The sequence below is a fragment of the Enterococcus sp. DIV1375a genome, assembly GCF_051712205.1.
GTDB lineage: Bacteria > Bacillota > Bacilli > Lactobacillales > Enterococcaceae > Enterococcus > Enterococcus faecalis.
This window is the reverse complement of sequence record NZ_JBIOOM010000001.1, coordinates 499,440-512,762: the sequence shown is the minus strand read 5'-3', so window position 1 is coordinate 512,762 and position 13,323 is coordinate 499,440. Positions and strand designations below refer to the sequence as shown.

13 protein-coding genes and 1 tRNA gene are annotated in these 13,323 nt (G+C 35.8%); 3 read left to right on the top strand and 11 right to left on the bottom strand.

Annotated features, from left to right (window positions below):
* Positions 1 to 3: 3 nt before the first annotated feature.
* Positions 4 to 1,335: an RNA polymerase factor sigma-54 gene (rpoN, locus tag IGJ63_RS02540; RefSeq protein ID WP_002361288.1), complete on the bottom strand. Its 1,332-nt coding sequence runs from the start codon at positions 1,333 to 1,335 to the stop codon at positions 4 to 6.
* A gap of 58 nt (positions 1,336 to 1,393) precedes the next feature.
* On the opposite strand from rpoN, the gene IGJ63_RS02535 reads away from it, so the two are divergent.
* A tRNA-Arg gene (locus IGJ63_RS02535) sits at positions 1,394 to 1,465 on the top strand.
* Between the two features lie 656 nt (positions 1,466 to 2,121).
* Here the strand turns inward: IGJ63_RS02535 and IGJ63_RS02530 are convergent.
* The 6 genes from IGJ63_RS02530 to IGJ63_RS02505 all read right to left on the bottom strand — a co-directional run bounded on the left by IGJ63_RS02530 (position 2,122) and on the right by IGJ63_RS02505 (position 8,332).
* Entirely contained in the window at positions 2,122 to 2,322 is a 201-nt protein-coding gene (locus tag IGJ63_RS02530) for a cold-shock protein (protein ID WP_002355647.1), read from the bottom strand.
* Between the two features lie 233 nt (positions 2,323 to 2,555).
* Positions 2,556 to 2,963: an NUDIX hydrolase gene (locus IGJ63_RS02525; RefSeq protein WP_002361287.1), complete on the bottom strand. Its 408-nt coding sequence runs from the start codon at positions 2,961 to 2,963 to the stop codon at positions 2,556 to 2,558.
* Positions 2,964 to 2,988: 25 nt separating this feature from the next.
* Positions 2,989 to 4,776, bottom strand: a complete 1,788-nt coding sequence (locus IGJ63_RS02520) for a glycerophosphoryl diester phosphodiesterase membrane domain-containing protein (RefSeq protein ID WP_002363211.1) — start codon at positions 4,774 to 4,776, stop codon at positions 2,989 to 2,991.
* Between the two features lie 29 nt (positions 4,777 to 4,805).
* A complete protein-coding gene (locus IGJ63_RS02515; protein WP_002358746.1) occupies positions 4,806 to 5,315 on the bottom strand; it encodes an SA1002 family membrane protein in 510 nt (169 codons plus the stop codon).
* A 173-nt stretch (positions 5,316 to 5,488) separates the two neighbouring features.
* On the bottom strand, positions 5,489 to 5,872 hold the full coding sequence (locus IGJ63_RS02510) for a bacteriocin (protein ID WP_002358745.1): 384 nt from the start codon (positions 5,870 to 5,872) through the stop codon (positions 5,489 to 5,491).
* A gap of 24 nt (positions 5,873 to 5,896) precedes the next feature.
* Positions 5,897 to 8,332, bottom strand: a complete 2,436-nt coding sequence (locus IGJ63_RS02505; RefSeq protein ID WP_438745897.1) for an isopeptide-forming domain-containing fimbrial protein — start codon at positions 8,330 to 8,332, stop codon at positions 5,897 to 5,899.
* Positions 8,333 to 8,795: 463 nt separating this feature from the next.
* Here IGJ63_RS02505 and IGJ63_RS02500 point away from each other — a divergent pair, with 463 nt between their 5' ends.
* Positions 8,796 to 9,200, top strand: coding sequence for a DUF1622 domain-containing protein (locus tag IGJ63_RS02500; protein ID WP_002386155.1), 405 nt, complete (start codon positions 8,796 to 8,798; stop codon positions 9,198 to 9,200).
* Between the two features lie 20 nt (positions 9,201 to 9,220).
* Here IGJ63_RS02500 and IGJ63_RS02495 read toward each other — a convergent pair whose 3' ends face one another.
* Positions 9,221 to 9,739: a hypothetical protein gene (locus IGJ63_RS02495; RefSeq protein WP_002355635.1), complete on the bottom strand. Its 519-nt coding sequence runs from the start codon at positions 9,737 to 9,739 to the stop codon at positions 9,221 to 9,223.
* 195 nt (positions 9,740 to 9,934) lie between these two features.
* On the opposite strand from IGJ63_RS02495, the gene clpP reads away from it, so the two are divergent.
* Positions 9,935 to 10,528, top strand: coding sequence for an ATP-dependent Clp endopeptidase proteolytic subunit ClpP (gene clpP / locus IGJ63_RS02490; protein WP_002355633.1), 594 nt, complete (start codon positions 9,935 to 9,937; stop codon positions 10,526 to 10,528).
* Positions 10,529 to 10,573: 45 nt separating this feature from the next.
* On the opposite strand, the gene IGJ63_RS02485 is transcribed toward clpP, so the two are convergent.
* The 3 genes from IGJ63_RS02485 to whiA form a co-directional block, all read right to left on the bottom strand.
* Positions 10,574 to 11,092 carry a DsbA family protein gene (locus IGJ63_RS02485; RefSeq protein WP_002361283.1) on the bottom strand — a complete coding sequence of 173 codons (519 nt, stop codon included), beginning with the start codon at positions 11,090 to 11,092 and terminating at the stop codon, positions 10,574 to 10,576.
* A 113-nt stretch (positions 11,093 to 11,205) separates the two neighbouring features.
* Positions 11,206 to 12,129 carry a DUF7916 family protein gene (locus IGJ63_RS02480; protein WP_438745895.1) on the bottom strand — a complete coding sequence of 308 codons (924 nt, stop codon included), beginning with the start codon at positions 12,127 to 12,129 and terminating at the stop codon, positions 11,206 to 11,208.
* A gap of 233 nt (positions 12,130 to 12,362) precedes the next feature.
* Positions 12,363 to 13,298: a DNA-binding protein WhiA gene (gene whiA / locus IGJ63_RS02475; protein WP_002358736.1), complete on the bottom strand. Its 936-nt coding sequence runs from the start codon at positions 13,296 to 13,298 to the stop codon at positions 12,363 to 12,365.
* Positions 13,299 to 13,323: the final 25 nt, after the last annotated feature.

Here is a 13,323-nt window from a genome sequence, read left to right as displayed (position 1 = left end):
TGTTTACTCATATCGTTTTCGTTTAGATGAAGATGGAATCCCTAGGGCTTCACGATATTTTGCTACCGTTCGCCGGGATATTTCCATGCCTGAATCTTTTAATCGCTCGACTAATTTTTGATCAGATAACGGTTTACTTTTTACTTCTTGATCAATTAATTTTTGTAGTTGCTTTTTAACCATCGTTGTTGAGACATCCTCGCCATCTTCTTCTGATGAAAGAATACTTGTTGAGAAGAATGAGCGCAATTCAAAGACGCCAAACGTGGTTTCTAGATATTTTCCATTGACCGCACGACTAACTGTCGATTCATGAATAGACAAAGCATCCGCAATTTCTTTTAAAGTCATTGGTTTTAATGGCCGATCTGCTTCTAAAAAGAAGGCTTCTTGACGACGCACAATTTCTTGCCCTACACGTAAAATTGTATCCCCCCGCTGATTCACTGCGCGCTCTAACCATTCAAATTCGTTTTTCTTATCCTTAATATATTCTTGGACTTCTTTGTCGTCAGTCTCTTGCATTCGTTTGAAATAATTTTCTTGAAAATTTAATGTCGGTCGACCAGCTTTGTTGGAAATCACCACTATTCGATCTTCCTTGATTCGGACAGTTAAATCTGGTCGAATATACAATTCCTCGGTCGCATCAAAAATATTCCCTGGCGCTGGCGATAACGTTTGTATATAATCAAAAATCAATTGAATTTCTGCTAATTCAATCCCGAATTTTTTAGCTAACGGGCCCCATTTACGACTCACTAAGGCATCAAATTCTTCCTCCAATAAAATATACGCTAAATTAGGCGCGGTATCGTCTCGTTCTGTTTGTAGCATCAAACATTCTTGTAAATTGCGTGCCCCCACACCTGCTGGATCTAGCTGTTGTAACAAAGTTAATGCATCTAGCATTTGAATGGCGCTTGCTTCGGTTTTCTCTGCCGCTTCTTCTAACGAAATCGTTAAATAACCATTCACGTCTATATATTCTACTAAAAACAATACCAATGTTCGCAAGTATGTATCGCGGTAATTCAAATGAATTTGATCAATTAAAGACTCAAATAATGATAAATGATAGTCTGGAATTTGATTCATATAATTATTTTCTTCGTCTTGATTGGTGTAAGAACGACTAGTTATCGGAAAATCTGTGGTGTACTGCGTGTCTACTTGTAAATCAATCAATGGATTCTCTAGTGCTTTCGCTTCAACAAAGGCAGCGAGTTCTTCCGTATTAAATTGTAAAATTTGAATGGATTGTTGAAGCTGTTGAGTCATGGCCAACTTCTGGACTTGTTTTTGTTGTTGGGACATTCGTTGCTCAAATTTCATTATTTTCGTCCTCCCTCTTGTAATTTTTGTCAATATCAGCTAAACTAGTATTCGTGCCGCGCCCTTAGTGTAGTGGATATCACGTAAGATTCCGGTTCTTGAGACGGGGGTTCGATTCCCTCAGGGCGCGTTATTTAAATATGTTGATTTATCAACGTTTCTGGACACTCTTTATTCATCTAAAGAGTGTTTTTTTCTTGTTTAGGAATGATTTTTCTATCCGTATTTTTTTCAAATGTTGCTTGTGGCAAGCTCAATCGCACTTAACGCGACAACATTTGTTCTGCTTCAGCTACAAATCCAATAAGGTTAAAATTCCTCCGTTCCTATTGTAACGCATAACGTTTCCTTTTTCTATCTGCTAAACAAAGTATTACGACAAGCAAACACCTGCTTCTCTCTTAAAGATCCCTTTCTGATTATATAGTAAATTGCTTTTAATTTGTTAATTATTTTACCTAAAACTTAATACCCTAATTAAATAAAGAACCTGGGGCAAAAATCACTTTGGATTTTTGTCCCAGGCTTAAAACCTGATAATTGGCGGGAACAGAACCGTTCAGCTCCGACCTCTAAAATACTTAATTAGAAATATACTACCAGCAATCACACCAATTATGATTACTAGCCAAAATAATCCACTTACAAGTAACAGCTCAGTTAAGGTCGTCTTCAGATTCTCCTCCTTTAAATGGCCTCTGCTTTGTTTTGCTATGTAATTAATGGCGAGATCAGACAACAGCTATCAAAAAAACGGACCAACACGTGGTCCGTTTTCATTCATTATTAAGCTTTTACGATGTTCGTTGCTTGTAAGCCGCGTGGACCTTCTTCAGTATCAAAAGTTACTGCTTGGCCTTCGTCTAAAGTTTTAAATCCATCTGATTGAATAGCTGAAAAATGTGCAAATACATCATTGCCATCTTCACCTGTAATAAATCCAAAACCTTTGTCTGCGTTAAACCATTTTACTGTACCGTTGTTCATATATATTTCCTCCTAGTGCATAAAAATATGCAAGTTATTGCAAAAAATGTTGAGTGGCAAAAGGAGAAGTATAGTTTTTAAATATATAACTCAAATTACTTATCAAAATTGATTACTTAATTACTATAACATATTTATTAGGAATAAACAATGCCCACGACTCTTCCTTGGACTTTCTAAAATAATCAAAGATGCGCTTGACAAAGCCCTAGCAAAAAACACTCCTATTCTCTCTATTTCCAGTTAGTTTTGTTTAACTTTAAATAATCACTACGCGCCAAATAATCAAATAGCGGAGCTAATCCTGGTGAAAAATTTACTTCCTCAAACCGCTTAATAAATTGTACGCCTTTAATTTTATTTGGTTCGTTCAGGGTCACTTTTCCTTGGGCTTGTTTGGCAAAATAAAAATGTCCTTGCCAAACGATTGAATCAAAAACAAGTGGTCCAGTAAAAATTTCTTCAAGTTCAGTAATTTCCACTGCTAATTCTTCTTTCATTTCACGAATCGCACATTCCAGCGCTGATTCACCAAGTTCTTGTTTTCCGCCAGGGAAATTCCATGTGTCTGGCCGATCTTTTAAAATAAGAATTTCATCAGATTGATTTTTAAGAAGTACTCGCGAAAATTCTTTTTTCATTTCGTTTAACCCTCTTCTTCATTTTTTATTGAGAAGCCACACTTGGTAGCATAAAAATATAATGCAAAATACGATCCGCATACGACGGATTTTTTTCAAAGTCATTGACTTCTTCATTGACTAACTCCAAATCATCGGTAATCACTCCAGCAACGTCCATAAAGAGCATTTTACTCAATACCTCTGAGTCATTAACTGTCCAAGCATAAACTGCTTTTTTCTGTTGGTCAGCTTTTAAAATGAAGGTATCATTCAACGTAGTAGCTTCCATTGTATACAAATCAGCTTGTGTTTCTGGAAAAGTGAAATTATAGGGCAAAATAAAACTAACTTTTACTTTTGATTTGGCTTTTTTAAACGCTTTGATCACATTGTAGTCGAGAGATTGAACCTGATGGTTATTCTTTATCAGAGGACGTTCATATTTTTCAATAAAGTTAGAAAGCGCACCTTGACTATCTTGTTTAGACGTTTTAATTTCTACTAGTAATTTTTGTTTGGCTTGGTTTGCTTTCGCTAAATAATCATCAAAACTGGCAATTGGTGCTTCTTGGCCATTTTCTTTAACGGTCATTTTTGTTAATTCAGCCAACGTAAATTCTTGCGGCGTGCCATCAACGCCGGCGAGTTCTTGAAGGTTGGCATCATGCATCACAACAAATTGATGGTCTTTGGTTTCTTGAACATCAATTTCAATATAATCTGGTTTAAATTTAATGGTTCTTTCCATAGCAGGAATGGTATTTTGTACGCCATTACTATTGGTGACCCCTCGATGCGAAATAATCAAAGGTTTTGATTCTAATAGCCCTGTTAAGTAAACAGCGTTGAAAATTATATAGCCGCCAAAAATGGTGAATAGTCCTAGGCCCATTCCGATAGTCACTAATTTATTACGTTTTGTTTCTTTGTCAAAGGCAACTTTTGTCGTCGTTTCTGCTTGAACATTTAATTGTGTATATAAGAAATTAATCAGTAATACTGAAAGCCAAGCATTAGAGACAAACTGTAAAAATTGGACAACCGTTAAATTTAAAATCCCACCTAGCAAGCTAATGGTATCGCTCAAGGTATCTAACTTCAACTGTAGAAGATAAAGTAACACATAAATAACATACGTTGAAACAAATACCGCGATCGTCACAAATGCAATATTACGAATAATGAACCATAATCGTTTGTTTGTCATTGACCAACTAGCCTTAACTGCCTCGCCCGCTTTTTTTCTCTCCAGAATCATTAATGGAAGCGTGTAAATGAAACGAATAGCTAAATACCAGACTAATAACCCAAAGGCCAGTAACCCAACCAAGTAAGGAATTCGTTGGGACAAAAATTCAACAATAAAATCTGGAATCACAAATTTCGTCAATAGATTACTTTGGAAAATCAGGTTACCAAAAGGGACAATGACAACAAAATAACCGAAAAAGAATAACCACGAACGGGCACCTTGCTTTTTAAGAACCTTAAAAGATGCCTTGGTAACTCCTTTAAAATGAAAGCGATGGTCTTGCCGTATTTGAAAAATCCCTAATAATAAAAAGGTAAACTGATAAAAAACTGCACCTAAAAAAAGTAACAACAAGAGAATTAATAACACCAGAGCAAGCGGCTTTTCTAACAATAAATTCAGGTTATTAAACGAAAGATAAGGAATACCTTGAGTTTTTAGTGCGTTGGAAGTAGCCCAACTAAAAGCCCCACCCACCAATAATAATAAGACATTTAAAGTAAAAAATAACCATAAGTACTGCAAGATGTCTTTAAAAAATTGCCTTGTTCCATTTTTAAATGTTTGCCAAGCAGACATACAAACTCCTCCATTCTAAAAGTATCTGATTAAAGTTCTTCCATACGAATCCTAAATAAAACAACGGCAATCCAAATTGAAATAAATGATGGCAAAATAACAATAATGATTGCGACTGGCTCATCAATAGTTCCTTGTAACGTATTTTTTACTTCTGAAGAAACAATAAACTGATCAAAAATCACTTGATAAATAGTAACATAAATCAATACCCATTGAATATAATATTCAATTATTTTCATTAAAGCGATGGGTAAAACAATTTTTTTCGTCGTTAAATTCAATAAAAAATATAACAAAAGACTCGTACTGATGATAACGACTATCCCTAAAAGAAATAACGACTCTAACCGCTGCCCTATTACGTTTGCAACGCCTATTGTTAATAATAAATACATAGCTACCGAAATTAAGATGCTCACACTTAGCATAACAGAAAACAAAAGTAATGCCTTAAGAAAAAGCCACTTATCAACTCTTTTATTTCCAATCAATAAACCTAAAAGAATCACCGACAAAAGTAAAATCAATTCAATCATTCGTTCCTCCTCCCAAAACAAATGAAAACAAATTCATATGTTCGCGTTTATTTTATCAAACTAAAATGTATTTGTAAAATATTTCACATGTTATTTAATAAACGACTATTACTAGAAAAAAGACAAGCCAAGTTTCCTTTATTTAGGAAACTTGGCTTGTCTTTTTATTCTTTTTACTTCGTTATTTTTTGATAGTTTGCGAATAATTGATTCGCATCTCCTTCTCCATCAATTTTCTTGAGATGGCCGTTATCTATTTTAAACATAGATGGCACATGTAAAACTTTATTTTCTCGGATAAATGTTGACCATTCCTTCATGGTCTCTTTGTTGGTTAATTCTACATAGTAAACCTGTTTAGGTGCTTGCAATAGTTTCTCGAAATCCTGACAATCTGAACAGTTTTTCTTTTTTAAAACAACATAAAATGTTTCGCCAGAGTGTTTTTTTTCTTGATACTCATTGAAACTTAATTCCTTTTTATGCGGAATAAATGTAAAACCTACCAACAAACTAAGTAACAAAATTAACAGACTGAACGAAATTTTTTTATTCATGTTTTTTCTTCCTTTTTAGTTTGTCTAATTTTTTCTTTTTTTATTTTTTGTTATGCCAAAGCTAATAGCCACTATAAGGACAATTAAACCTGCGATCATGTAAAGTGGATTTACTGTTGTATTAGTCATTGGTAAATGAATTCCTTTACTTGCTGATTTTCCAAAATTGACTGGGTTCGTTGGTGCTTGATGATTTGTAGGCGTCAACGGTTTTTTCGGTTTTAGCGGTTGTTTAGGTTCAGTTTTTTTTGGGTCTTCTGGCGTTGGTGCAGGTGGTGTTACGGTTGGTTTGTTGGAATGCAACACGTCACCTTCGTTGCCAAAGTTTAAGTCCGCTTGGTTGGGAATCCCGCCTTGTTCAATATAAGGCGCTAATTCTTCGTCCGTTGCGCTAGCTTTGATTGTTGTGGTAATAGTCATTGTGTACGTATGACCACTCAAATAGTCATAGCTGTCTGCTTGTTTGTTCATTTCAAAAGTTACTTTGTTATTTTCTTGTGTTACTGTGCCGTTAGCTGTAACATCTTTGCCATTTTCATCTGTGATTTTTACATCAGTGATATCTAGCACTTTATTAATGTCATCCACCATGCTAGCTTGGGTCCACGTGCTTGTTTCGTTACCGAAAGCTGTTTTGACATGCCAATCGAAACTATCTTCACGATTGGTTAAATCTAAGTGCTCTTGATTTTCGATATCTTTTGTAATCGTTGGATCTTCTGGCGTTGGTGCAGGCGGTGTTACGGTTGGCTTGTTGGAATGCAACACGTCACCTTCGTTGCCAAAGTTCAAGTCGGCTTGGTTGGGAATGCCACCTTGTTCAATATAAGGTGCTAATTCTTCATCGGTTGCGCCGTCTTTGATTTTAGTAGTAATGGTCATTGTGTACGTATGACCACTTAAATAGTCATAGCTGTCTGCTTGTTTGTTCATTTCAAAAGTTACTTTGTTATTTTCTTGTGTTACTTTGCCATTAGCTGTAACATCTTTACCATTTTCATCAGTGACAACGACTTTTTGGATATCTAATAATTGGTTAATATCATCCACTAAACTGGCTTGTTGCCAAGTACTTGTTTCGTTACCAAAGGCTGTTTTGACATGCCAATCGAAACTATCTTCACGATTAGTTAAGTCTAAATGTTCTTGATTTTCGATATCTTTTGTAATCGTTGGATCTTCTGGCGTCACGTCACACGCATGCGCATTGTCATTTTTAGGAATCGTCGCTTCTGGAAATTCCTTAGCAATTGTTCCTTGATTCATTGTCCCACTACTTACAAGGGTTGCTGCATCAATCGCTGTATTTTCTTTGACTTCGTAGTGAATCGTTATGTTTCCTACGTAACCTTCTGTACTAGTTGCTGAAATGGTTTGTCCGTTAATTTGAACAGGCACATCATTTCCAGCATCGTCCGTAGCGGTCGCAGATTGAATATCAAATTGATCAGCAATTGTTAATGAAGCTGTTGCTGGTGTCGATTGCGCCAGACGATCTTTGACAATTTGTTTTAATTGGGTTGTAAAATCATCAATAGATTGGCTTGTAATAAAATCTTCTGGTGTGCTAGATCCTTGTTGCAACTCTTGTTTTACAAAAGGACCCACTTCTGTTTTATACTTATCAAAATATGAATTTACTGAACTTAAAGATTCAACACTTTCCCAATACGCATTAATCATTTCATAGCCTTGGTTAGTAATTTCTTGGTTTAACGCTAAAACTTCTTCTGCTGCACCTTGATAGTCATTACTATACTCAACCGAAACTTGAAAAGGATGTCTTGGATCTGGATATTCATTGATTGAATCATTGGTGTTGGTTTTATGCAAGTAACCATCTAAACGTGTATTAGCGACCCCATCTGTCACTAATAAGAAATATGTTTTTCGATTCGTTAAATCTCCGTGTGTTTGATTGTACGTATCTAAAGCAAGTTTCAATCCTGAGGCAGTTGGTGTACCACCATACGTCCGAACATCTCCAAATCCAGAGACAAATTGGCTTTTATCATGGGTTAATTGAGTATCAACACGCACATTCATATCATAATCAGCTGAATTAATTTTTACTTTTCCATCAGGAAATATAAATTGTTTTCCGCCACGATACGAAGCCAGCATCACGCGGTCTTGATCAGATAAACCTTGAACCACTTCATCAATCGCTTGTCTTACATGTGGAAAATTATCTGAAAAACTACCACTGGCATCTTCAACAACCACTAAATCAACCGGTTCCGTTTCACCCGCTTGAACTGGGAAAGCAGCTTGTCCTTCCAATATCCGTTTACAGTCAGCCAAACTGTCGTCTTTCACTTTCACCGTATTGGTCATTCCTTCTGTATCTCCTGCTTTAACCACTCCTTCGGCTAAAGCCAACGTGGGACTGAAATTTCCCACAACTGTTCCAGCGACAATCACCATTGTCGATAATAATTTCGTTGCTTTCTTAAACATTTTAATCCTCCCTATTTTCTTTCGCTAGTGTTTGGGACACTTGCTTCTCTTTACTTCAACTACAGCTCCTTAAATCTTTCATCAAGTCGATGTGTCTCCTTGCTTTTGTGACACATCTCTTACTCAATTTCTGATTCTATCACCTTTAAAGGCTAAAACTTGGCAGTATTCGGCTCTTGAAAACGTAAAATTTGTCTTTTAAAAATTAATGAAAAGACTATCCACTGACAAAGTTGGTTTTCACTTACTTTTTGCTACTTGATTCCTTTTAATGGTCTTTTTTACACAAAAAAAGTAAAAGAACCTTTACAGTCCTTTTACTTAATTGTTAGATGCTATTCATAATTTTCTTAGTTTTGTTCTATAAGCTGAATAGTTTAGCCTGTTTATTTCAACAATATTTGACGTTAGTCAGCCGTTTCGTTATAGTTAAAGAAAAGGCTTTTTGGTAGGAGTGAATACGATGAATGAGTGGCCCCATCAGTTAATGACGCTTTTAACCCCACTTTTTGAGCTATGTATTTTAGGACTGAATGTTTTTTCGATTATTGTTTTAGTTTGGGGTGTTTGTTTAGCAGGAAAAGATTTCATTAAAAGTGAACGACAAAATCAAAGCCGCTTTACCTTAACCAAAATGAATACGTTCATCAAAAACTTCCTTGGTAGCTACATTCTGTTAAGTTTAGAAATTTTAATTGCTGCTGATATTATTGAATCCATTGTCAAACCAACTTTTCAAGATATTTTGAAATTGGCAACCTTGGTGATCATCCGTACAGTTATTTCTTATTTCTTACATAAAGAAATTGAAGACACTATGACCGATATGGAACAACAAGAAAAAGAACCAGATACCCAAAAAAATTAGCGGGTACGCTAGTTCTTTTTTTATTTAATCGCTTTAAAATAATGAAGTGGTTCGTTAGACAAACGCTGCATTTTACGTTTTTTATCTTCAATAATTGCTAAAATCTCGTCTGAAAAATTTTCCAAAATAACACGGCCGCCTTTATAGGTGTGACCACCCATTTCAGCAACTTCGCTGGCCGTCAAAATGACTTTACGATGCGCAATTTTTTTGAAAAATTCTTCAATTAAGTACGTCGGTAAGTAAAAATTATTTTGAGCAGAAAATGATTCCAAATAAATAAAATCATCGATGCTGATGAAACAATCATCCATCGATAAGTATTCAATTGATCTGTCTATATATAATTCACGCTTTTGTAAAATTTCTTTGACTTTTTTATTTAATAAATTCAATGATTCAATTTCTTTAACCAAATGTTCTAGTTCACGATAACGTACTTCTTTTCGCTCTTTGTAAGATGAATGTAAGGCGGCACTTGCTGTGACTATTAGCGCACCGACGATTACACCGACCATTCCGGCGATAAAAACAAACATATTTTTCCCCTCGCTCTTTTCTAATTTTCCATTTTAGTATAACATAATCCAAAAGTTTCGGATAAAAAATGACACAAAATTTTTCAAGCGACTTCGTTGACCTTTATTGACCAAAGAGGTATACTTTTCATAGGCATTCAAAGTGCTTTGTGATAGAATGACTTTAAAAGTTTCTTTATATAGGAGGATTTACTTATGAATTTAATTCCAACAGTTATTGAACAATCATCTCGCGGTGAACGTGCTTATGACATTTATTCTCGTTTATTAAAAGACCGCATCATTATGCTAAGCGGCCCTATCGATGATAACGTGGCAAACTCAGTGATTGCACAGTTATTATTCTTAGATGCCCAAGATTCAGAAAAAGACATTTACTTGTACATTAACTCTCCTGGTGGTAGCGTTTCTGCAGGTTTAGCGATTTTCGATACCATGAATTTCGTTAAAGCGGATGTCCAAACGATCGTATTAGGAATGGCAGCTTCAATGGGTAGCTTCTTATTAACAGCTGGTCAAAAAGGCAAACGTTTCGCTTTACCAAATGCGGAAATCATGATTCACCAACCACTTGGTGGCGCTCAAGGGCAAGCAACAGAAATTGAAATTGCTGCTCGTCACATTTTAGACACTCGTCAACGTTTAAATTCAATTTTAGCTGAACGAACTGGCCAACCAATTGAAGTGATTGAACGTGATACCGATCGTGATAACTATATGACTGCCGAACAAGCAAAAGAATATGGTTTAATCGATGAAGTAATGGAAAATAGTAGCGCCTTAAATTAAAAATAAAAAAATGGAAACAGCGACAGTCGCTGTTTCCATTTTTTTTTATTTTTCAATGTATCCACGTAATTCTTCTTCAGTGACACTTTCGTCAAAGATATGCTCACCAATGATGATCGTTGGTACAAATTGAATGTGCGCCGCATTGGCTTCAGCAATCACTGCGGAAACAAGCGTTGCATCTTTTTGTTCTTTTAAGCCCAGATTTTTTTCAGCATACGTCGCTACTTCTTCTAAGGTTAAGTTTCCCCATTCATCTTGCGTAGCAAACATTTTATGCAATGCTGACAGTGCTTGTTCAGGCGCTGAATAGTCAATGTAGTGATGCATCACATTGCCGCGTTGTAAACTTTCTTTTTCTTTATCAAACAACTTAATGATACGTTCAACTTTACCACTTTTGACAGATTGTGCTAACAGTTCCTCAGACTCTTCAAACCATTTTCTGCAATAAGGACAGCGAACATTGATAAATTCTATCATTTTGACAGGGGCATTGCTCTCACCAATGTGAAGCCCTGTTTCTGTGTTAACTTTTGTTGCATCAATTACTGAAATATCCATAAAAAAACCTCATCCTTTCAAACCTTTATTTCTCTTTTAGTATACCGTTTTTCAATAAAAAAATCATAAGACACGAATTCAAATTTTCTGAATTCGTGCCTCTGTTCACTTTTTTAACGATTAATCGAACGAGCCATTCTAGCAACAGTATGTCTTTTCCCACGTATCGCATCAGAAAGCTCTTTAATATTTTCAATACCAACTAAGCCCATATTGGCATCGCCAATATGTTGAATATCTACGCCTAAAATTTTATTTCTAATGCCGATTGCTTGGATAACTTCAGGTTGAGCACTTTCTTGTGAAGTTCCAATGGCACTCATAACTAATTTTCCTTTTGAATGTGCAAAATCCACAACTTCTTTGACTTGTTGATCATCAATGCCCCAAACCGTGCCGACTGCTGGGACTAAGACAATATCAGCGCCCGCTTCAATAAATTGTTCAGCTAATTTTAAACTGACCACTGGTTCATCTACGCCTGAACTGTGCATTTTTCCGGCAATAATGATACCGTCAAAATGTTTTTTGGCTAAGGCCACGTTCTTAGCAATCAAGTCGTTGGTCACGCCAGTTCCTGGATTACCTGTCAATAAGATAAAATCCAAACCCAGTTCATTGGCTTTTTTGAAAGTAGCTGCTGATGCTTTTCTACCTGGTTCGATCGAAACTCTCGTTGAAGCTAAGTCTAAATTTTCATCAACAGGTTCGACATTCATGCCAATCGGTAAACCGACTAGTTCTTTCAAACGATGAACAACCTCATCATTAGGGACACATGTTTCCGCAGTATATTGCCCTTCATAAGCGGCTACTACAATCGGTTGATTAACATCGAAAACATTCAATAAAATCATGTCTGCGCCATATGCTTTTGACATTTCCGCACAAGTGATATCACCTGCTACGGATGGATGAACTACCACATTTTCCGATAAAATTACGCGCCCTTCGCTCGCTTTAATACTCTGAAACAGCTCTTCTTTTGACATCCGTTTGATTTCTGATGCATTTGCACTAATTAATCGTTGAACCATTTTGACCCCTCCAATAGTTTTTAATGTTTTAGTTAAAAACAGCAATAAGTAATCGCTTGCATTTTATTACATGCAACATTCGTGCCAACGTCCTTTCTTTAAACCACAGGTCAACACTACATTTCAGTGCTACACACTTTTTGCACACTTTAATTTTTTTTACACGCTTAAAGAAAAAGTGAAGGATAGCACTTCAAACGGAAATGTTATTCTTCACTTCTGGAGCAGAAAAGTTACGCACTTTTTTCTCGTAATTTTTCTGCAAATTCATTAATTTTGCGAATACGATGATTAATACCTGACTTAGAAATAGCTCCTGAAGGAATCATTTCCCCTAGTTCTTTGAGACTAACTTCCGGATACTCTAACCGTAATTCTGCGATTTCCTGAAGTTTCTCCGGTAATGACGTCAGCCCTACTGTACTTTCAATAAATTGAATATTTTCAATTTGTTTTGAAGCCGCATCAATGGTTTTATTTAAATTCGCTGTTTCGCAATTCACTAAACGATTTACTGAATTCCGCATATCACGGACAATCCGGACATCTTCAAATTTCAACATAGAGTTCGTGGCACCAATTAATGTTAAAAAGTCGGCAATTTTTTCAGCACCTTTTAAATAACAAATATACCCATTTCGGCGTCCCAATGTTCGAGCGTTTAAGTCATAGTAATTCAACATCTTACAAATATCATTATTGTGTTCTTCATAAATTGAAAAAATTTCTAAATGATAGCGACTTGTTTCCGGATTATTAACTGAGCCAGAAGCCATAAAGGCCCCGCGTAAATAGGAACGCATTTTTTGCGCGTTACCCATGATTTCATTTGACACATTGCCATTAAAAACGACCCCATCCATAATATCCAAATCAGCTAGAATTTTTTGTGTATCTTGTTTTAGACGCACAATGTAAACATTATTTTTCTTTAGTTTCATTTTTTTACGAACTAATAATTCTGCTTGTGCATGGTAATGATCTTTCAGCAATGAATACATTCGACGAGCAATTGCAGCATTTTCCGTTTGTACATTCAAGACAAACTGTTGATTAACTAAGCTAAGTGAGCCGTTCATCCGAATTAATGCTGCTAATTCTGCTTTCGCGTGTTCTCGATGGACTTCTAAACCAGTTAACTCTTTTTTGACATCCGAGGCAAAAGACATCTAAGCTCCTCCTCTCTTGATTCTT

Bases quoted from the DNA above. Each gene is read 5' to 3' on its own strand.
- IGJ63_RS02480 (WP_438745895.1), bottom strand. From the start codon at position 12,129: ATGGTTCAACGATTAATTAGTGCAAATGCATCAGAAATCAAACGGATG.
- IGJ63_RS02520 (WP_002363211.1), bottom strand. From the start codon at position 4,776: ATGTCTGCTTGGCAAACATTTAAAAATGGAACAAGGCAATTTTTTAAA.
- IGJ63_RS02515 (WP_002358746.1), bottom strand. From the start codon at position 5,315: ATGATTGAATTGATTTTACTTTTGTCGGTGATTCTTTTAGGTTTATTG.
- IGJ63_RS02495 (WP_002355635.1), bottom strand. From the start codon at position 9,739: ATGTTTGTTTTTATCGCCGGAATGGTCGGTGTAATCGTCGGTGCGCTA.
- rpoN (WP_002361288.1), bottom strand. From the start codon at position 1,335: ATGAAATTTGAGCAACGAATGTCCCAACAACAAAAACAAGTCCAGAAG.
- IGJ63_RS02530 (WP_002355647.1), bottom strand. From the start codon at position 2,322: ATGAACAACGGTACAGTAAAATGGTTTAACGCAGACAAAGGTTTTGGA.
- IGJ63_RS02500 (WP_002386155.1), top strand. From the start codon at position 8,796: ATGAATGAGTGGCCCCATCAGTTAATGACGCTTTTAACCCCACTTTTT.
- IGJ63_RS02510 (WP_002358745.1), bottom strand. From the start codon at position 5,872: ATGAATAAAAAAATTTCGTTCAGTCTGTTAATTTTGTTACTTAGTTTG.
- IGJ63_RS02485 (WP_002361283.1), bottom strand. From the start codon at position 11,092: ATGGATATTTCAGTAATTGATGCAACAAAAGTTAACACAGAAACAGGG.
- clpP (WP_002355633.1), top strand. From the start codon at position 9,935: ATGAATTTAATTCCAACAGTTATTGAACAATCATCTCGCGGTGAACGT.
- IGJ63_RS02505 (WP_438745897.1), bottom strand. From the start codon at position 8,332: ATGTTTAAGAAAGCAACGAAATTATTATCGACAATGGTGATTGTCGCT.
- IGJ63_RS02525 (WP_002361287.1), bottom strand. From the start codon at position 2,963: ATGAAAAAAGAATTTTCGCGAGTACTTCTTAAAAATCAATCTGATGAA.
- whiA (WP_002358736.1), bottom strand. From the start codon at position 13,298: ATGTCTTTTGCCTCGGATGTCAAAAAAGAGTTAACTGGTTTAGAAGTC.